Origin of the sequence: Novosphingobium sp. 9U, assembly GCF_902506425.1 — a bacterium.
Classification (GTDB): Bacteria; Pseudomonadota; Alphaproteobacteria; order Sphingomonadales; family Sphingomonadaceae; genus Novosphingobium.
The window spans coordinates 1-18,491 of the sequence record NZ_LR732527.1; the positions used below are offsets into that span (position 1 = coordinate 1).

17 protein-coding genes and 1 pseudogene are annotated in these 18,491 nt (G+C 65.0%); 2 read left to right on the forward strand and 16 right to left on the reverse strand.

The window, feature by feature from the left end:
* The 11 genes and pseudogenes from GV044_RS20360 to GV044_RS20410 all read right to left on the reverse strand — a co-directional run.
* Window positions 1-223, reverse strand: a pseudogene (locus GV044_RS20360) (flavin reductase); the annotation flags it as partial.
* 248 nt (window positions 224-471) lie between these two features.
* Window positions 472-1,557, reverse strand: coding sequence for an oxidoreductase (locus GV044_RS20365; RefSeq protein ID WP_159874306.1), 1,086 nt, complete (start codon window positions 1,555-1,557; stop codon window positions 472-474).
* A 51-nt stretch (window positions 1,558-1,608) separates the two neighbouring features.
* The gene (locus GV044_RS20370; protein ID WP_159874307.1) at window positions 1,609-2,931 is read right to left on the reverse strand and encodes a sugar MFS transporter; all 1,323 of its coding nucleotides are present in this window, start codon (window positions 2,929-2,931) and stop codon (window positions 1,609-1,611) included.
* 125 nt (window positions 2,932-3,056) lie between these two features.
* Window positions 3,057-4,001: an ABC transporter substrate-binding protein gene (locus GV044_RS20375; protein ID WP_159874308.1), complete on the reverse strand. Its 945-nt coding sequence runs from the start codon at window positions 3,999-4,001 to the stop codon at window positions 3,057-3,059.
* A 26-nt stretch (window positions 4,002-4,027) separates the two neighbouring features.
* Window positions 4,028-4,810, reverse strand: a complete 783-nt coding sequence (locus GV044_RS20380; protein ID WP_159874309.1) for an SDR family oxidoreductase — start codon at window positions 4,808-4,810, stop codon at window positions 4,028-4,030.
* Window positions 4,811-4,812: 2 nt separating this feature from the next.
* The gene (locus GV044_RS20385; protein WP_159874310.1) at window positions 4,813-5,661 is read right to left on the reverse strand and encodes an alpha/beta fold hydrolase; all 849 of its coding nucleotides are present in this window, start codon (window positions 5,659-5,661) and stop codon (window positions 4,813-4,815) included.
* A complete protein-coding gene (locus GV044_RS20390; protein WP_159874311.1) occupies window positions 5,661-6,215 on the reverse strand; it encodes a cupin domain-containing protein in 555 nt (184 codons plus the stop codon). Before GV044_RS20390 ends, GV044_RS20385 begins: the two co-directional genes overlap by 1 nt.
* 53 nt (window positions 6,216-6,268) lie before the next feature.
* Window positions 6,269-7,204 (reverse strand): VOC family protein, encoded by a 936-nt coding sequence (locus GV044_RS20395; protein ID WP_159874312.1) that lies wholly within the window; start codon window positions 7,202-7,204, stop codon window positions 6,269-6,271.
* The gene (locus GV044_RS20400; protein WP_159874313.1) at window positions 7,180-7,980 is read right to left on the reverse strand and encodes an IclR family transcriptional regulator; all 801 of its coding nucleotides are present in this window, start codon (window positions 7,978-7,980) and stop codon (window positions 7,180-7,182) included. Before GV044_RS20400 ends, GV044_RS20395 begins: the two co-directional genes overlap by 25 nt.
* Before the next feature lie 3 nt (window positions 7,981-7,983).
* Window positions 7,984-9,018 (reverse strand): Rieske 2Fe-2S domain-containing protein, encoded by a 1,035-nt coding sequence (locus GV044_RS20405; protein WP_371741661.1) that lies wholly within the window; start codon window positions 9,016-9,018, stop codon window positions 7,984-7,986.
* Window positions 9,015-9,332 carry a recombinase-like helix-turn-helix domain-containing protein gene (locus GV044_RS20410; protein WP_201299181.1) on the reverse strand — a complete coding sequence of 106 codons (318 nt, stop codon included), beginning with the start codon at window positions 9,330-9,332 and terminating at the stop codon, window positions 9,015-9,017. Before GV044_RS20410 ends, GV044_RS20405 begins: the two co-directional genes overlap by 4 nt.
* A 184-nt stretch (window positions 9,333-9,516) precedes the next feature.
* Between GV044_RS20410 and GV044_RS20415 the strand changes: the two genes are divergently transcribed.
* Window positions 9,517-10,764, forward strand: a complete 1,248-nt coding sequence (locus GV044_RS20415) for an MFS transporter (protein WP_159874315.1) — start codon at window positions 9,517-9,519, stop codon at window positions 10,762-10,764.
* On the forward strand, window positions 10,761-11,600 hold the full coding sequence (locus GV044_RS20420; protein WP_159874316.1) for an SIR2 family protein: 840 nt from the start codon (window positions 10,761-10,763) through the stop codon (window positions 11,598-11,600). Before GV044_RS20415 ends, GV044_RS20420 begins: the two co-directional genes overlap by 4 nt.
* A gap of 28 nt (window positions 11,601-11,628) precedes the next feature.
* Here the strand turns inward: GV044_RS20420 and GV044_RS20425 are convergent, their stop codons facing one another.
* Genes GV044_RS20425 through GV044_RS20445 form a run of 5 tightly spaced genes read right to left on the reverse strand, consistent with a single transcriptional unit; the run spans window position 11,629 to window position 18,446 of the window.
* A complete protein-coding gene (locus GV044_RS20425; protein ID WP_159874317.1) occupies window positions 11,629-12,438 on the reverse strand; it encodes an IclR family transcriptional regulator in 810 nt (269 codons plus the stop codon).
* Window positions 12,439-12,492: 54 nt separating this feature from the next.
* Window positions 12,493-13,980 (reverse strand): aldehyde dehydrogenase, encoded by a 1,488-nt coding sequence (locus GV044_RS20430; RefSeq protein ID WP_159874318.1) that lies wholly within the window; start codon window positions 13,978-13,980, stop codon window positions 12,493-12,495.
* A gap of 8 nt (window positions 13,981-13,988) precedes the next feature.
* Window positions 13,989-14,780, reverse strand: coding sequence for an aspartate dehydrogenase (locus GV044_RS20435; protein WP_201299182.1), 792 nt, complete (start codon window positions 14,778-14,780; stop codon window positions 13,989-13,991).
* 2 nt (window positions 14,781-14,782) lie between these two features.
* The gene (locus GV044_RS20440; protein ID WP_159874319.1) at window positions 14,783-16,441 is read right to left on the reverse strand and encodes a thiamine pyrophosphate-binding protein; all 1,659 of its coding nucleotides are present in this window, start codon (window positions 16,439-16,441) and stop codon (window positions 14,783-14,785) included.
* 25 nt (window positions 16,442-16,466) lie between these two features.
* Complete coding sequence (locus GV044_RS20445; protein ID WP_159874320.1) at window positions 16,467-18,446, reverse strand: glycoside hydrolase family 3 protein; 1,980 nt, start codon at window positions 18,444-18,446, stop codon at window positions 16,467-16,469.
* Window positions 18,447-18,491 lie beyond the last annotated feature (45 nt).

Sequence of the window (18,491 nt, forward strand, 5' to 3'; positions counted from 1 at the left end):
CCTGGTGCACCGTCGGCAGGTTCAACACGCACTCGCCCGTCCGCATCATGTTCTGCGGCGTCTGAGATGCGGTCTGCAGGCCGAGCATGCACCGCCAACCTAGCCACCATGCCGACGACATCGGCGCCAGGTTAGCGGTTCCGTCCTCATTCACGGTGCTGATCAGCACGACGGGCGTGCCTAGGTACAGGATGGATGGCTCGATGGTCACGTGATCTGTCATGTGAGAAGCTCCGTTTAGGTCGTGGACCCTCATGGAACGGCGCACCAACTGCTAAACTCCGCTTCTTGCACTGGAATTGGAAGGTCCGCCCGATCGCACAGGCGAGCTTTAAGCGGCAGCCAGCTGCCTGACCCACAAGGCGACATTCGGAGCCATTTTTCCGCCCCCCAGGTTCGGACGTTCGTTCACCTCTCGGGGGAAGATGGTCCCGAGGTATGGGGGCGTCGGTGCTTCGCATTTTACATCCCTCAAGCGGGATCCTTCATGTGCCAAGCCGCCACTTCGTCGCTCGACAGGCGGATCGGCACGCTTCTACGCTCCTCAAACGACCGGGCTGCGGCTTCTAAGACCTCCATCACAGCTAAAGCTTCTATTGGCCGCACAGGCGGCCTGCCGCTACCCGAGGCTGCCAGGACTACCTGGCGATAGAACTCCCGCTGGTCACCCGCTCGTACTGGTACGGAAGACTCCCGACCGTCGCCATGATAGACGGTCATGGCATCTGCGTCCTTCCCCCATCCCGATGACCCCGGCACCATTCCGGAAATCAGTTGCTCCTCCTGTCGATCGGCCTTGCGCTTGACCAAACTACCGGCGCTGCCGTGAACAGCAAACCGATGAGAACCGCCCGCAACGGACATGCTTGCTTGAAGGACCGCGCGCCGCTCGCCGAAATCGAGAATGACGTGAGCCCAATCATTGACGCAGGCCCCTTGACGCTGTGCTGCCAAGTTAGCCGTAATACGATCCGGCAAGCCGAAGATCTGCAAGACCTGGTCGACTAAGTGCGGGCCCAGGTCGAACCAAACACCAGCGCCCGGTGCTGCGCGCTCTCGCCAACGATCGCGGACCTGCGGACGAAAGCGGTCGAGCCTTGATTCCAGGTGGACAACATCGCCGAGCATGCCGCTCTCTATGACCGCCTTCACGGAAAGATAGTCGCTGTCCCAGCGCCTGTTATGGAACACGCAAAGGTGCCGCGCAGAGGCTTGCGCCGCTGCAACGAGCTGGCGTGCCTCGACCATGTCGAGCGCGAAGGGCTTGTCCACCACCACGTGCTTGCCCGCTGCTAGGGCCGCCAGAGCAAGCGGAGCATGCGTTTCGTTGGGTGTCGCGACCACGACAAGGTCGATGTCCGGTGCGGCGATGAGATCGGCGGCGCTGCCATGCACGAACAGCCCTGGGTAATCGGCGGCAACCTTGTGGGCATTGCTCGATGCTATGGCGCACAGCTCGATGCCCTCCGTTGCGGCGATCAGCGGCGCGTGGAAGGTGCGTCCGGCGTAGCCATAGCCGATGATCCCGGCTCGCACCGGTCCGGCATCATTGCCCATGGTGCACTCCGAAGTGCTGCCTGAGCGCTCCATAAACACGACACTGCAAGCTTATGCGCTCAGTCCAATGGCGGCTGCCGATCTTTTGCAGAACACCCCGAACGCCGCTATGATGGCGTAGCAAAGGGCCGGCAGGATCAAGGCCACAGCGAGGTTGCCTCCGGCCATGTCGGCCAGGGCGCCTGTCAGCAGGGGCACGATGGCTCCGCCGCAGATCGCCACGTTGATGATGCCTGAGCCTTCCGCGGCGCGTGTGCCGAGGTGGGCGGACGCCAAGCTGAAGATGGTCGGAAACATGACCGAGTTCATCAGGCCCACCGCCAGCAGCGTGTAGCCCGACACTTGGCCGACAGTGCTGATCGAGACAGCAACCAGAACGATCGCGACGCAGGCGTTGAACGCCAGGACGATTCCCGCGTCCAGCTTGCGCAGCAGCGCCGAGCCGATGAAGCGGCCTACCATGGCGCCGCCCCAATACAGTCCGATCAGCTTGCCGGCGGACTGCTCGGGCAGCGCCAAGACATGATCCTGCATGAGGTAGCTGACAATCAGCGAGCCGATCGAGACTTCGGCACCGACATAGAGGAAGATGCACAAGGTCCCGAACCCGAACTGCGGCCGCTTCAACAGGTCGAAGCCAGCGAAGCCGCCGCTGACCCCGCTGTCACCACTTGCGGGAAGACGGCTGCGCATCCGCCACACCGCTGCAGCGACGAGCGCCAGAGCCAGGGCGATGCCAAGATAGCCGTGTACGATCGCTTGGCTCTCTGCTTGCCGATAAGCTTGAAGCGCCGCGCCGGTCACGTCGCTAGCAGAGACCGCCGCCAGTCCGCCAAGGATCAGGATCGATCCAAAGAATGGGAAAACGGTGGTGCCCAGGGAGTTGAAGGCTTGTGCGAACGTCAGGCGCGCGCTGGTCGTCTCCGGTTTGCCGAGCATGCTGATGAGCGGGTTGGCTACGACCTGCACGATCACCACTCCGCTCGCCAGGACGAAGTACGCCGTCAGGAACAGCCAGTAGCTCGCCGTCTGCGATGCCGGGATGAATGCCAGGCACCCCAGAATCATGATGACGAGCCCAGCGGCGGCCCCGCGCATGTAGCCCACCTTGCGCACCAGCATGGCTCCGGGCACGCCGATGACTGCATAGGCGGTGAAGAAGCAGAACTGGACCAGCATTGCCTCGGTGTAGGAGAGCGTGAACAGCTCTTTCAGCTTGGGTATGATGACATCGTTTAGGCTCGTGATACCGCCGAACACGAAGAACAGGGCCATGACGAAGTACCGCAATTCGGGTGCATCGACATGGGTTCGAGCGATCTCTCCACTAGCCGTAGCTGGAGCGCCGATGGCAACCGACTGCACTATAGCCATTGCGGCTCCTTCCCATGCGATCACCCGGCGAACCGCGGGCTATGATTTTCATTCGAGCTTGCGGCGCAGCCGGCTGGAGCCTTCCGACGCCAGCGTTGCGCATCTTCTTAAGCTACTGACCTTTTCTACTGTCCAGTAAAGGCGTTCGTGAAGAACTCGCCCGCATCGCGGCGTTGTGTGACCAGCTTGCGCTTGATGAGTTCGCCTTGCGCGGCGTCGACTGTCCGCGCATTGAACCTTCCCGCCGCTTCCACGGTCCCATAGACCTGCGAGGCCAAGAGGCGAAAGATCTTGACGATCTCCGCATGGCCATAGCCGCTGCCCGGCATGGCTCGCTCGTAGATCCCGGCCGACTGCTCCGGATCAATGGCGATCTGCTTCAACGCCTGCATCGTCGCACGCACGAACTTTCGCACCACCTTAGGCCGTGCTGCGATCGTCGTGTCCGAAGCCATGATCGCCTGCGCCATCGCCGGGTAGAATGCATCGACTGGGCGGTAGTGGACTTGCACGCCGGCGCGCTCCGCCTTTACGCCCCAATCAACGGTGCCGACGAACCCGTCGATCTCACCCGCAGACAGCGCCTTGATCAATTCGGCGGGTGGCCGAGCACGCGTCGTGATCTCTCCATGAGGCGACCCGGCGCTGAGGTTCTGGAGCGCATAGTACGAGGTGTCCTGCAGCGACGGCACATCGATTTGCCCAGTCGCAGGTTGCCCCTGGCGGGTGATGAGCGTGAGAAAGGAGTGATGCCCCAGCAGCGCAACCCCTTTGACGGGCAGGTTGGCATTCCGCAGCAGGATCGGCGTATCTCCGCTGGCGCCTCCAAGGTCGCCCTCACCACGCGCCAGCGCCTCACCGACGTGAAAGCCGCCCGGCACGACAACAAATCGCACGTCGAGCTTGGCCTTGCGGTACCGCCCCTGTGTCTCCGCCAGCACGAACGGCGCCAGGACGATCGCCTCCTTTGGTGCCGGCAGGAGGTAGGTGACCTTTTCGTCGGCACGTGCGCGCGCCGGGTGCGAGAAGACGACGGCGGCCAAGCCGATCAAAGTGGCAGAACTGCGCACCAACCTCATCTTCGAACTTGCGGGGCTCATGCGAAGCGCGACACGCCGCCGGCGACTTCCAGCGCCGCACCGGTGATGAAGCCAGCTGCCGGGGATGCCAGGAAAACGATGGCCGCGGCCGTCTCTTCCGGCTCTCCGAAACGCTCGAGCGGGATATGCTTTTCGCGGGCGAGCCCTGCCAGCCACTCCTGATAGCTGACACCGGGCGCCGCGCGCTCCTTGAAGCGGCGCTCCCATTGTCCCGAGTTCACTGTCCCGATCAGGATCGAGTTCACGCGCACCTTGGGAGCAAGCTCGACGCTGAGCGACTTGACGAGGTTCTGCACCCCGGCGCGGGCCGCGGACGTGCAGACCATGTGCGGCTCTGGCTGGCGTGCCAGCAGCGAGTTGACGACCACGATCGCACCGGCATCGCTCACCTCCAGCAAGGGGAGGAAAGCACGGGTCGGATGAACGACGCTGAAGAACTTCAGCTGGAGTTCGGCATTCCAGTCGGCGTCGAGCGTGCTGGCAAACGTGCTCAGCCTTGCCTGGCCTGCGTTGTTGACGAGGATGTCGACGGCGCCAAAGCGAGCGGCCGTGCTCTCGGCCATGCGGCGGACGCCTTCGGGATCGAGCACGTCGCACGCTACGGCGTGGAGGCGGTCGCCACCGCCAAGCTGCGCGACAGCGGCATCGAGGCGATCGCGGTCACGGCCACAGATCACCACCTTGGCTCCGTCGTCGAGGAAGCGGCGCGCCGTCGCAAGGCCGATCCCGGATGACCCGCCAGTTACCACCGCCACGCGTCCTGCAAGCCCCAGATCCATTGTCAGTCTCCTACTGAAGTTGAGGCACGATCCGCGGCGGCGAGGATGGGCCTGATCGCTGCGTTGAATTGCTGGGGCCCTTCGGTGGCAAAGGCATGACCCAAGCCCGGCAGCTCGCTTGCCTGGGCGCCGCGGAATGCTGCGGCGATTCGGCGGCACCCCTCAGGCGGCGTCACCATGTCCTCGCCGCCCCATATCACCAGCCCATGCACGGCCACGCCGTCGAGCAAGGCAGGGAGGTTGCTGGCCGCGAGCAGCCGCACGGCCTGTTCGTAGCCATGAGGGTTCACCGCGGCCATCGCGCCGTGCACCAGCGCACGGACTTTTGGCGAAGCGCGTTCGGTGACCAGGCGCTTGGCACGCAAGTCCGCCATGCGCTCCGGGCCGAGATCGCGAATGTCGGCGATCCGACGCGTTATCGTCTCGGGCAGTGCGCCGTCTCGCGGAACGCCGTAGCCGGTGGCCGGGCTCGCGAGCACCAGTGCCGCCACCCGCGCCGGATCGATCCGCGCCGCCGCTGTTGCCATGATCGCACCAAGCGACTGGCCCACCAAGACGCAGCAGCCAATGCTCAGGTGATCGAGCAGGTCCAGCAGCGCCGCGCCGTAGTCTTGCGCCGCCGGAGCCGCGGCAGGCAGCGGCCTGCTGGTTCCATAGCCCGGCGCATTCCAGGCAACGACACGCCGCTCGGCAGCGAAGCTCTCGAACTGGCCCACCCAGCTTGCCGAGTTGGAGCCGATCCCGTGCAGCAGAACCAGCGGCACGGCGCGACTTCCGCCGGCCTCGCGCCAATCGAAGCCGGCACCGTGCTGCAGCGGTGCGAGCGTTTCCAGGCGCGCAGCCAGCTTCATCAGGCGTCGGCGACGATCGGCTTGGTGCGCTTCACTTGCGAAAGCGGGTGCTCGGGCGGGTACGTCGGGGTCTCCGGCACGTTGGTGCCCAGGCACACGATCATCAGCGCCTCTTCGATACCCTCGTTGACGAGGCCGCGGTAGATGCCTGCGGGCACCGAGACGAGATCGCGTTCACGCACATAGGTCTCGTAGTACTCGCCCTCGGCCTCGAACATCAGCTTCACCTTGTTGCCCTTCAGGATGAAGAACACTTCCTCGACGTCGTCGTGGAGATGAAGCGGGCCTTCGCAGCCGGCAGGGAGCACCATGGTCGAGAACGTGAAATGCTCGGCCGGTACGGTGTTGGTATCACTGGCGACGCCCGTGGCACCGGTGCCGACGTAGCGCATCTGGGCGCGCCTGTACTTGGGGTCGAAGTCGGCCTGGAACTTCAGCGCATTCCAGTCGAGCTTGCGGGTCTCGTAACGCGCCAGGCGACCATCGATCCATTCGGCCAGGGTCTTGCCCTCGGGCACCAGCTTGTTGCGCACGGGCGCGGTGGTTTCGTCCATCGTGAGTCCTCCTGCGATGATGTTGTTGCCGACTGCCAATGTTATGGCCGCTCTCAGACGCCGCGCGCCTGCCGGCGGGTATTGCCATCGATGCCACCAGCGATCGCCCATTCGGCGAACAGTTCGGGCTTGCGCTCGAACTCGTTGGGAACCCAATCGGCAGTGCAGTAATCGTCGTCGGCGTAGAACTCCCACGAGCCGCCCATCGGGCTGCGGAAGTACCAGAAGTAGGCCGACGAGATCGGATGGCGTCCCGGACCGATGTCGGTCGTCCAGCCCTTCGCGCTCATCGACAAGCCGCTGCCGAACACCTCGTGGATGTTGCCCACCGTGAACGCCACGTGGTTGACGCCGGGCTTGCCGGGACGACGCAGCACAAAGGCATCGTGGTGCGGTCCAGGGGTGCGACAGCGCAGGAACGCGGCGTGTCCGGGATAGCTGTCGCTCACCACGAAGCCGAGGCGCTCGGTGAAGAACGCAAGCGTTGCATCGAGGTCCTCGATGAAGAGCACGACATGGCCGATGCCGATCGGTGCGGGTTCGGTATAGACGGTCGAGCGCGCATCGATGCGGTTGGCACGGCCCGGTCCATTCACCAGCTGAAGGTCCGCGACGGCCTCGCCTCGCTGGCGAACACGGAAGCGGTGGGTGAACCCTGTCGGGTCCTGGATGCTGAGCAGGCCGTCTGCGTCCGGCGCGGCATCCCCGCCAAGGCGCGCAGCAAGCGCTGCCAGTTCACGCTCGTCACTTACCCCCCAAGTGACAGCACGAAGCGATGCGCCGGGTTCGACGCCGGGAGCGAGCGCCGGATCGTCGCAGTGACGCACTTCGACTTGCGCCCCGTCACGCGTAACGCGGCGTTGCACGTTCTCGTCGCTGCCCGCATCGGCGAGGCCCCAGTCATCGAGAAATCGCGCTGCTTCGACGAGATCGAGAGTCGAAAATTGAACGGCCTCGATGCCGGTCAGGCCGCTGCTGTATTGAGGCATGCCCGTTCTCCGTTGGTAGGTATCCGCGAGCCGGGCGATGCGCCCAGCTGCGCTGAGATCGTGTTAGCTGCCTCGATCACCGCCGCGCGCATGCGCTCCGCCTCCATGGCCGTAGCGCCGACGCGGTTGGCGTTGATCGCGGCGGCGAGTCGATCGCCACGCTCGCGCACCGGAGCGGCGACGACGGCCAGGCCCGCCTCGTAATAGCCTGCGCTGACGAGGCAGCTGGCGGCGCGATCGTCGGCCAGTTGCGCGATCAGCGCCTGCAGTGAGGCGGGCACGCCATCGCCCCGATCACCGAAGACATGGCTTTCATACAGAGAGCCGAGCTCATCCGCGTCGAGCCCGGCCAGCAGCACCCGCCCCATCAGCGTCGCATGGGCCGGCAGCGAGGCGCCGACCGAGACGTTCTCGGTTACGGCGCCCTCACCCCGACAACGCATGAGGTAGACGATCGAAGTGCCCTGTCGGACGGCAAGGTTGGTGGTCCACCCCGTGCTGGCGCTCAGCGCCTCCAGCACCGGCCGTGCCAGCGCCACGAGGTCCTGCGAAGCGAGGAACTCGTGACCCAGCAGAAGCACTCCCGCGTCGAGCGCGTAGCGCCCATCAGCATCGCGCCGCAGCAGGCCTAAATCGACCATCTCGCACAGCAGCCGGTGAAGGCTGGATCGTGGGATGGCGAGTGCTGCGCCAAGATCAGCAGCGGTCAGGCACTGCCGACCGCGGCCGAACTGGCGCATCACCGCGACACCGCGTTCCAGGGAGGACTCGGGCATGGATCAGGCGTGCTCGTGCTCGCTGGCCGGCTCGCCTTGAAGAGTGGCGACTTCCATCGTCGCAAGCTGGTCGAGCATGCGCCGCAAGCGGACGATACCGGCATCGTGGGCGTAGAGCGCTTCCTGCTCCCTCGCCTTGTCGTCCATGCCTTCGAGGATCAGGCGATCCTGCTCCAGCACGTCCCAGTGGAGCGCTTCCAGGCGGGCGCGATATAGGAACTTCCAGGCGTTGCGCGCCCAGCCACTGACCTTGCGGCAACGCCAGAAAAATACGCGGCAGCTCGTCTCGTCCACGGGCACGACCATGCCGACGATGCCGAACGCACCGCCCGGGCCGGCGGCCTTGCCATACGGGATCGACAGGCGCAGCCAGAGCGCCCCGGTCATGCCGGCCTCGGTCCAGTCGAAGTTGACGCCCGTCTGATTGGTCTTCTCGAACACGAAGCCATACTGGGTATCGCGCGCCCGCATCGTCGCGGTTTTGTCACCCTCAGCCATCGAGTGGCTCTGGGCATGCAGGTACGCGCCGTGCATCGGGTCCATCACGTTGTCGACCGCATAGCGCCAGTTGCAGTTCCAGTGCGCAGTGCACAGGATGTCCGCCCATTCGCCGCCCGAAATTTCCTCAGGCAATTCCAGCGCAGCAGGCTCACCCTCACCGAACCACACGAAGATGGCGCCGGCCCGCTCGACTGCGGGGAATGCGCGATTGAGCTGACGCCCCTTCATCACGCACTTGGCGAGGGCGGGGATGTCCTCGATCCGACCTTCACCGTTGACCTCGACACCGTGGTACCAGCAGGCGACGCGATCGCCCAGGTTCCATCCCATGGAAAGGCGCGCGCCGCGATGCGGGCAGCGGTCATCAATGGCCTGGATGCCGCCTTCGGCATCGCGCCACAGCACGATCCGCTGCGACAACCGCGTGAGACCGAGCGGTGCCTGCTGGAGCATCCAGCTGGGCGCGACGGGATACCACATTTCGCGCAGCCCCCCGTTCAGGCGGCCGGCAGCATCAGTTGCGACCGTAGCATTCACGCTGCTTCTCCGGAGACAATCTGGAACAATGCGCCGCCAAGCCGCTCGAGCTCGGCGTCGAGGGTGACCTCGGACCATGGGGCGCCGGCGCTATCGCGGCTGCCACCCGTGTTCAGCGCCGCCACCACTTCAGCAAGTTCGATCGCCCCGTCCTGAAAGGCGGCGGTGAGTGCCTGCGCGAGCGCCTCTTCCGAGGACGCGAGCGGCCCACCGCGCGTCTGGAAGACATAGTTCTCGACACTTCGAGGGTCCTCAATAAAGCGGCCGCCGCCTTTCGCGTCACTGCCTTCGGCGAGAAATTCATTGTACCGCATCGCGACCTCAGTGTTTGGTATACGAACAATGGTTCAGAATGTGGGATTGGTGCCGCAACGATAAGTGAGTGTCAAGACGCGCCTGGCGCAGTCGGTAGTCTAAGATGCATTTTCCACTTCCCACCCAAAAGTGTTTCGCATAGGAACCGCTTGTCTCGCAAATGATACACTAGGGTCATAGAGCATGGCATCCACTGGCGCTGCATCTGCGGAATCGAGCCTAAGCTATCCCGGTTGGCGCGTCCTCGCCTCGGCGGTGGTCGGCCTCGCGTTCAGTCCAGGCCCGATGATCTTCGGCACCTTCGGCCTGTTCGCACCGCATCTCGCTGTCGAACATGGCTGGAGCCGAGGCGCAATCATGCTCGCTCTGACTTTCTTCAACGTCGCAGGCGTACTCGCCTCGCCAGTGACAGGATCGCTACTTGACCGTCGTGGCGTACGCGGCCTGCTGTTTCCCGCCATGATCGCGCTGGCGCTCGGCTTCCCTGCCCTGGCCTACATCGCAGGAAGTCTGCCGCTGTTCTATGCCGTTACATTCGCGTGGGGCGCGACCACGGTGGCGACGCAGAGCATCAGCTATTCGAAGCTGATCACCGCCTGGTTCGTTCATCATCGCGGTCTTGCCATCGGCATAGCCGCAGCTGGCTTGGGCGTCGGCTACGTGGTGATGCCGCTGATCGCCGGCTCGCTGCTGACGGCATACGACTGGCGGGTCGCGCTGTCGCTGCTCGCGGTGCTGGTCATGGCCGTGCCATTCGTCTGCAATCTCGCGCTGGCGCACCCCCCCATTGAGATGGCCGTCACGGCAGCTTCGCCCACCCTAGCCGGCCTCACGCTTGCAGAGGCATGCCGCACCCGGGAATTCGCGCTGATGGCGATCGGTATCCTGCTCGCTTCCGTGGCGCTGACCGGCATCGTTCCGCACATTTCGCTGCTGGCACTCGACCATGGCCTCTCGACCGGACAGGCCGCCGCCGTCGCTTCGGCATATGGTCTGTCGACGATTGCCGGGCGCGTACTGGTCGGCTGGCTGGCTGACCATTTTCCGGTCCCGCGCGTTGCCATCGCTTTCTTCGGCTGCTCGGCGCTCGGCTTCGTGCTGGCGATCACCGTGGGTGCGAACGCGGGCATGCCGATGCTGGTGCTGGTGGCGCTGACGATCGGCCTGGGCTTCGGTGCCGAAAGCGACGTCATCGCCCTGTTCATCAGCCGCTACTTCGGCCAGCGCGCCTTCGCCGCGATCTACGGTTACCTGCTCGCGGCGTTCCTGGTGGGATCGTCGATCGGCCCGGCGCTGTTCGGCTTCGTGCGTGACGCCAGCGGCGGCTACGCAGCGGTCATGGTGATCGCAACCGGGCTCATGGTGGCTGCCTGTGGCGCGCTGGCGCTGCTGCCGGTCACCACGCGCGTTCGCGAGGCGGCGGTCGCATGATCGTCGCGAGCTTCGAGGAGCTCGCCGCCGCGGTCCGGGATCGCCGCGTCCTGCTTTTTGCCGGCGCGGGCCTCTCGATGAGCGTCGGCCTGCCGTCCTGGCATGAGTTGATCGACCATATGAAGCGCGAACTCGCGCTGGACGAAATGCCGCACCAGTCAGGTTGGAGCTATCAGACACTTTCCGAATACTACCGCCTGAAGAACGGCAGCATCGGCCCCTTGCGCAGCTGGATGGACCGCACCTGGTCGGTATGCAGCGACCGGGTTCGGGAGTCGGAAATTCACGAGATCATCGTCGATCTGGATTTTCCGCTGGTCTACACGACCAACTACGACAACAATCTCGAAATCGCATATCAGGCTCACGGACGCGACTTCGTGAAAGTCGCCAATACGAGCGACATCGTCAATGCCGAGCGGGGCCTGCCGCAGATCGTCAAATTCCACGGCGATTTCGATGACGACGAGTCGCTGGTCCTGGCAGAAACAGATTACTTCCGGCGCCTGGCCTTCGATTCTCCCCTGGACATCAAGTTCAAGGCCGATGCCATGGGTCGCACGCTGCTGTTCCTGGGTTACAGCATGTCAGATCTCAACATCCGCATGCTGCTCTATCGGCTCTGGCAGATGTGGCAGGAATCGGGTCGGGAGCGCGACCGCCCGCCCTCATACGTCTTTTCGCCCAAACAAGACCCGGTGCAGCAGATGGTGCTGAGCCAATGGGGCATCCGCGTCCTTCATGAACGCGCCGAGCACCCGTCCGAAGCGACGCTCAAGTTCCTCCGCCGCTTGCGCGCGGCTGTACGGAGCGGCGTGGGGGCGGAAATGGGTTAGACTTCGGCGGGCTTGTCGCGGGCTCTGCTTAGCCAGTGCTGCCCGCGCGATATCCTAGCCCGCGCGAGATCTCCATGCCGGCGCGCTCCACTTGCGTGGAGATGCGGCCTTCGAACGTCTCGCGCTCGAACGTGTTGATGGGACAGCTGATGGAGATCGCGGCCGACACCTCTCCAGACGCGTCGTAGACCGGCACCGCCACACTGGCGACGTTCTGGTCGTAGAAACCCCAGCTCAGCACTGTCCCTCGCTTGCGATCGGCTTCGACAAGGCTGACGAGGTCACCCATGCTGGCCGGCGTTGCATCGGTGTATTTGGTGAACTCAAAGCTTTCATAGAGCGCCACCACATCGGACAAGCTCATGCTCGCGAGGAGGACACGACCCGGAGCAGTGGCATGCGCGGGCAGGCGCGAGCCGACAGTGACCGCGCTGATGAGGCTGGTGTTGCCTTGAAACCGCGCGATGTAGACCGCTTCGCGGCCCTCGCGCACGACCAGGTGCGTCGAAGTACCAGTGTCGTCGCGCAGGCGCGCCAGGATCGGATTGGCAACCTCGATAAGGTCCTTGCCTGCAAGGAAGCTGTAGCCCAGCTCCAGCACCCGGCTACCCAGCTGGTACCGCTTACCGTCACCGATCCGCCGCAGAAAGCCTGCGTATTCGAGGGTGTAGACCAGGCGGAATGCCGTGGAGCGGGTCGCGCCGATCTGACGCGCCACTTCGGCGACTGTCTGATCCTGTCGTTCGCGGGTAAAACTCTGCAGCACCTGCAGTCCCCTGACGAGACCTGGCACTATGTAGCGCTCGTCAATATCCGGCGAGGTTTCCAGCTGGGTCATCGTGTCTCGAATGTCAAACGGGTGAGCGTCCTTTGACCTGCAAAGCCGACACGATCAACCCCAGCCTATCGGATCCTTCGACATTCCCCAGTATATCGCCTTTTGGTTCATGTATGACTGAATCCAGTGCCGGCCCTTCTCGCGCCCGAGGCCACTGTTCTTCACGCCGCCGAACGGCGTCGAAGAGCTGAATTGCTTATAGGTGTTGATCCAGACCGTACCCGCCTCGATCCGGCGGGCGACACGCCACGCCGCCTTGTAGTCACGCGTCCAGATGCCGCAGGCCAGACCGTACTCGTTGTCGTTGGCTTTTGCGACGAGATCGTCTTCGTCGCTCCAAGACAGGACTGCGAGCACAGGACCGAAGATCTCCTCTCGGCAGATGGTGTCGGTGTTGGCCACGTTGTCGATGATCGTGGGCGGATACCACGCTCCCGCCGCGAACTCCCCCAGCGGGACCTTGCCACCGCACAACAGGCGCGCACCGGCGGCGACGGCGGCATCCACCATGGCGGCAACCTTGTCGCGGTGGGCATGTGCGATCATCGGAGCCATCTGGGTGCCTGGCGCATCGCCCCGCCCCATGCGCAGCGCCTTTGCCCGCTCGACCAGGCGCGAGACGAATGCCTCACGAATGCTCTCGTGCACGAACAGGCGCGTACCGGCAATGCACGATTGTCCGGTGGAACTGAACACCCCGTAGAGGACGCCCGCGATGGCCTCGTCCAGATCGGCGTCCGGAAACACGATGGTGGGCGATTTACCTCCAAGCTCGAGCGACACCGGCATCAGCTTGGTGCCGGCGATCTGGGCGATGCGACGGCCGGTCACCGTGCCGCCAGTAAATGCGACCTTGCGCACCTGCGGGTGGCGCACCAGCGCATCGCCGATCACTCGACCTGGCCCGGGCAGCACGGAGAGCAGCCCTCGAGGGAGCCCCGCAAGGTAGGCCAACCTCGCCAGGAACAAGGAGATCAGCGGCGTCCACTCGGCCGGTTTGAGGATCACCGCATTTCCCCCCGCCAGCGCGGGTGCGACCTTCTGTGCGTCGCTGGCGATGGGGGAATTCCAGGGAGTGATGGCAGCCACCACGCCGATGGGCTCGTGCACCGACATCGTGACCCATGGACCACGCGGCGCGGTGAGATCCTCGTCCAAGCTTTCGAGGGTCGCGGCGACATAGCGAAAGGTGCCCGCTGCCGAGAGCGCCAGGGCGAGCGTCTCCGCCAGTGTCTTGCCGGTGTCGCGGGTCTGGAGCGCGCTGATCACTTCGGCATGCGCCTCGATGGCCTCGCCGATGCGGTAGAGCACCCGGGCGCGTTCATGGGGCTTGAGATCGCGCCAGGCCGGATCGGCCAAGGCCGTTCGGCCCATGGCCACTGCCTCCTCGACGTCGTCGAGACCTGCGACGCCATAGTCGGCCACCAGTGTACCGTCGGTGGGATCGATGCTGGGCGCGGTGCCGCCAGCACCCGACCTGAACTGGCCGCCCACGCAAATCTCGGCGAAGTCGATGTGGTCGGGGTTAAGCAGTTCGGACATTGCTGGTCTCAGATCACGATCGGCGCGGCCATGCCGTTAAGCAGGCGCACGATGCTGTGCGCGGTCAGCGCGGAGGTTTTCGGATTGGCGGCGGAGGGCGCGCCCGCGATGCGCACCTCGAACGAACCGTCCGCGCCTTCGAAGCACAGTTCATGGACGTTGGTGGCGATCGTCGGGTCGGCGACCAGTTCCACCTCGGTGCGATCGAAACCGATGCCCGCCAGAGCCACAGTCGCTGCCACGTTCGAGTTCTTGGGATAGGCCAGCGCCGCCTCCCGCGCATGACCACGGAAGAACACCGCCGGCTCGCTCAGCGCGCCAAGATCGAGCAGGTCCTCGGCCGGAGTGCCGCGCCAGGCCAGCGCGGGCTTTCGGCCGACATAGCGCACGCGCTCCAGCCCACCCAGGCGCGCGGCGGAGAGCCCCTCGATCCCGGCCATTGCTCCTGAGGCCAGGACGAGCTGCGCACCGCCCTCTTCCGCTGCGGCGGCAAGCGCCTTGGCCAGCGCCGCATCGGCAAGCACCCCTGTCGATACGATCATCAGCGAGAGCCCGGCCCGCAGCACTTCGGCGCCATAGGCACGCACCGCCTCGTGGCCCGCGCACTCTACCACCACGTCGGGCTCCCGGGCCAGCAGGTCAGCCATTGTTTCGACGCGCATCGCTTCGTCCAAACCCTCGCGAGGGCAACGCGCGAGAATGCCGACGACCGGTGCTCCCGGTCCAAGCGCCGCACGTACGGCGCGGGCGATGCTGCCGTCGCCGATCATGCCAACGCGGGGAGGAGCGATGCTCGCCACGATCAGGCCTTGCGCGGCGGCCCGGCGAAGGCCTGCGGATAGGCACCGATCGCCAGCATGTCGATTTCGACGATCGCGGCGCCGGGCTTTGAGCGCGCCCGGTCAAGCGCGGCGCCGACTTGCGCGATCTCAGTCACCTTCTCGTGCCGCAAGCCGATGGAGGCGGCAACCATAGCAAAGTCGGGCACGCGGATGTTCGAGTAATGGCGGCGCCCGCCGTATTCCACGTCCTGGATGTTGCGGATCACGCCATAGCCCTTGTCGTTCATCAGCACGAGGGTGACGTCCGGATCCTCCTCGGCCAGGGTTGCAAGCTCGCCCAGGCACAGCGTCAGGCCACCATCCCCGCTCAGCGCGATCGCGCCACCGGGTGTACCAAAAGCCGCGCCAATCGCCATCGGCAAGCCCTGCCCGATACCGCCGCCCACCGCGTGGACGCCGGCGCGGGTGTTGCCGATGCGCAGGAAGCGGTTGCCCCACATCGAGTTGGAGATGGTCACGTCGCGCACCCAAGCCGCGTCCGCGGGAAGGCGCGCCTGGATCTCGTCGACGAGTTGCGCGTAAGCACCCAGGCTCTGCCGCATGGCGCCGTGCATGGCAGCGCGAGCGGCGGCGATGGTCGCACCCCAGGCCGTGTCGTAAGTGGTCTCACCCAGGGCGTCGAGCAGGCCCGCCAGGGTTGCCTTCACATCGCCATGGATGAAGAGTTCATTGGCATAGCTGCGGCCGTCCGAGGTGGCGTCGGCGTCGATCACGGCGACCTTCGAGGGCAGACGCAGCTTATAGGTCCAGGTCTCGTTGCCGCGCAGGCGCGAGCCCGCGACGATCATCAGGTCCGCCTCGTCGTACAGCCCTTGCACTTCGCGGGTGCAGTTGAACGCTCCCAGCGACATCGGGTGCGTCTCCACGATCACGCCGCGGCCGTTAGTGGAAGTGACAATGGCGATGCCCTTATCGGCAAGCGCGGTAGCTTCGGCCTCGGCACCCCGGGCACCGCCACCCAGCAGGATCACCGGCTTTTTCGCCTTGGCCAGCATCTCGCCCAGTGCTGCGATCAGGGCGGCGTCCGTCTCCGGACGCTTCGGCGAAAGCAGGGGTAGAACAGCGGGCATGGCCATCGGTGCGGCCTGCACATCGACCGGGATTTCGATCGAGACCGGCCCGGTTGGGGTCGACAGCGCGGCCTCGGCGGCTGCCAGCATCGTCTCGATCACCTGATCGGGGGAGGTGATGCGGAAGGCCGCCTTCGACACTGCTCCCAGCATCTGCATCTGCGCCGGCGCTTCGTGGATGTACGCGCGGTTGCGGTCAAGGTGCTCCAGCTCGACCTGCCCGGTAATGTGCATGACCGGGGAGCCTGCCGTCAGCGCCTCTACCATCGCGCCCGCAGCATTACCGGCGGCAGTGCCGGTGCTGGTGAAGGCGACGCCCAGGTTGCCGGTGACACGGGCATGCGCGTCAGCCATGTTGAGCGCGCCCGCCTCCCCGCGCGCCGAGATGTAACGGATCGCGCCCTGCTCGCCGAGCGGGTCGAGGATCGGCATGTTATGGATGCTGATGACGCCGAAGGCATGGCTTACCCCCCAGTGCGCGAGCAGCTGGGCGATCAGGGCGCCCACAGTGGTCTGAGCAGTGTCGGTGCTCGCGGCAGTCTCGGTCATTGGAGTATCGATCACTTCCATGGTGTCAGTTTTTCCGGGGAGAGTAGGAGAGGCCGAAGCCGAACGGGTATGCAGTGCGTGCGAAGTCGAAAGGCACGTCTTCCGCCTGGCCTTCCACCGAGGCCGGGTCGGCAGGCAGCGCGAACGGCAGCTTTCCCGAAGGATCGAAGGCACCGGTGAGCACGTCGGCGACCGCGTCGTCACCCGAACCGAAGGTCGCGATCATGCCGCTTACGGTATCGATGAATTCACTAAGCACGGCAGGGCGCTCCATGCTCATCACCACGACCACAGGCTTGCCCGAGGCAACGGCCTTGCGGATCATCGACAGCTCAGCGGCGTTGTCCGCTCCGGCGAAGACAGGCGTGCCCTCATGCGTGTTCACGAAGAAGGCTTTGCCGGTCGTGTTGTTGCGGTACGGGGCGTTGACCTTGACGACGATCACGTCCGCCGCCGCCACATCGGTCACGCGCCCTGCCAGCGCCTTGGGCGTTGCCGCGAAGCCTTCCAGCGCAACCTTGCGGCCTGGCGCCAAAGGCAGCACGCTGGCGGTATTCTTCAGAAGCACGATGGACTTGCGCTGCGCCAGGTCGCCCAAAGCGACGTATTCGGGCGCCTTGACGATGCGCAGGGCGGCTTCGGGATCGACGTAGGGGTTCTCGAACAGCCCCATCGCGAACATCGGCTCGAGCACGCGGCGGACCGAGACATCGATGCGCGCCTCGGTCAGCTTGCCGGCCTTGATCAGGTCGATCAGGTAGGACGTCTCGTGCTCTCCTCCGAGCTGATCGATGCCCGCCCAGACCATGCGACGCTCGCGCTCGATCTTGGGCTGATCCTCCAGTCCCCACGGCTGCGCATGCATCCAGTCGGTGATGGCCACGCCCTTGAAGTGCATCTTGGTGCGCAGCAGGTCGGTCATGACCTTGCGCGAGAAATTGGTGGCAACGTCATCGATCCACGTCGGGATGCCGTAGCTGCCCATCGCGAACGCGACGTTCGCCTTGAACGAAGGCGCGAAAGCGTCGGAGTGCAGCTTCCAGCGTTTGCCGGGGTACACCAGCTTCGTGCCGTAAGGATTGTGTGGATCGAAGCCGTGCTCCACCGGACCGTCGCCCGGAAAGTGCTTGACCGTCGCCATGAGACCTTCGGGTCCAAGGCGTTGTCCCTGCGCACCCAGGATGAACTGCGCCGCGTACTCGCCGTTCAGCTTCGCATCCTCACCAAAGGTGCCGGGTATGCGGTTCCAGCGCGGTTCGCTGGCCACATCGGCCATCGGGTTGAGGACCATGCGAAAGCCCATCGCCCTCAGCTCGGCCGAGGCCACTTCTCCGAACCGGCGCACCAGTGCCGCATCGCGCGTGGCGGCCAGGCCGATCTGATCGGGCCAGCTGGAGGTGATCTTCACCCGATCCGGCGGCGGCAGTGCCCCCCCAGGCAACCGGTTGGTGGTGTGGATCGGATCAGCGCTGATCACGATCGGCACGCCGAGCCGCGTGCCTTCGGCCACCTCCTGCAGCGCATTGGCCCAGCGCGCCGCATCGGCAGGTGAGCCACCGGGCGAGGTCATGATGTAGCGAACGTGACGGTTCACGATGAGATCGCGCGGGCTCGGCTTATCAGCACGGTCGAAGCCCGGAACGCCGGTGACGTTGACCGGCGGCTTGAGTGCGCCCGGAGGCGGCGGCGCCAATTGATCGAGCACGATGCCGCCCGGGCCGAAATAGCCCGAGTTCACGGCGTGCATCATCATGCCCGCCTTTTCGGGCACGGTCATTCGCGCCGTCAGATCCTTGGCACGGACGGCCGCGGGCAGCCGCCAATCCTCGTAAGGATCAAGGCGGCCATTGCGGTTGAGATCCCGGAAGCGCAGCCCGTCCACCATCAGCACCGGTGCGGATCTGCTCTCGATCTGCGGCTGAGGCACCTTTGCGTCACGCGCCGCCGCTGGGGAAACGGCCAGCAACGCGACAGTCAGTGCGAGGATCGAGGACTTGGGCTGCATCGTTGGTCTCCGGTCGAGAAAGAAGGGAGCGCGGCAGTTATCGAG

Coding starts and splice junctions, on each gene's coding strand:
- GV044_RS20365 (WP_159874306.1), bottom strand. CDS start 1,557: ATGGGCAATGATGCCGGACCGGTGCGAGCCGGGATCATCGGCTATGGC.
- GV044_RS20370 (WP_159874307.1), bottom strand. CDS start 2,931: ATGGCTATAGTGCAGTCGGTTGCCATCGGCGCTCCAGCTACGGCTAGT.
- GV044_RS20380 (WP_159874309.1), bottom strand. CDS start 4,810: ATGGATCTGGGGCTTGCAGGACGCGTGGCGGTGGTAACTGGCGGGTCA.
- GV044_RS20385 (WP_159874310.1), bottom strand. CDS start 5,661: ATGAAGCTGGCTGCGCGCCTGGAAACGCTCGCACCGCTGCAGCACGGT.
- GV044_RS20390 (WP_159874311.1), bottom strand. CDS start 6,215: ATGGACGAAACCACCGCGCCCGTGCGCAACAAGCTGGTGCCCGAGGGC.
- GV044_RS20395 (WP_159874312.1), bottom strand. CDS start 7,204: ATGCCTCAATACAGCAGCGGCCTGACCGGCATCGAGGCCGTTCAATTT.
- GV044_RS20400 (WP_159874313.1), bottom strand. CDS start 7,980: ATGCCCGAGTCCTCCCTGGAACGCGGTGTCGCGGTGATGCGCCAGTTC.
- GV044_RS20410 (WP_201299181.1), bottom strand. CDS start 9,332: ATGCGGTACAATGAATTTCTCGCCGAAGGCAGTGACGCGAAAGGCGGC.
- GV044_RS20415 (WP_159874315.1), top strand. CDS start 9,517: ATGGCATCCACTGGCGCTGCATCTGCGGAATCGAGCCTAAGCTATCCC.
- GV044_RS20420 (WP_159874316.1), top strand. CDS start 10,761: ATGATCGTCGCGAGCTTCGAGGAGCTCGCCGCCGCGGTCCGGGATCGC.
- GV044_RS20425 (WP_159874317.1), bottom strand. CDS start 12,438: ATGACCCAGCTGGAAACCTCGCCGGATATTGACGAGCGCTACATAGTG.
- GV044_RS20430 (WP_159874318.1), bottom strand. CDS start 13,980: ATGTCCGAACTGCTTAACCCCGACCACATCGACTTCGCCGAGATTTGC.
- GV044_RS20440 (WP_159874319.1), bottom strand. CDS start 16,441: ATGACCGAGACTGCCGCGAGCACCGACACTGCTCAGACCACTGTGGGC.
- GV044_RS20445 (WP_159874320.1), bottom strand. CDS start 18,446: ATGCAGCCCAAGTCCTCGATCCTCGCACTGACTGTCGCGTTGCTGGCC.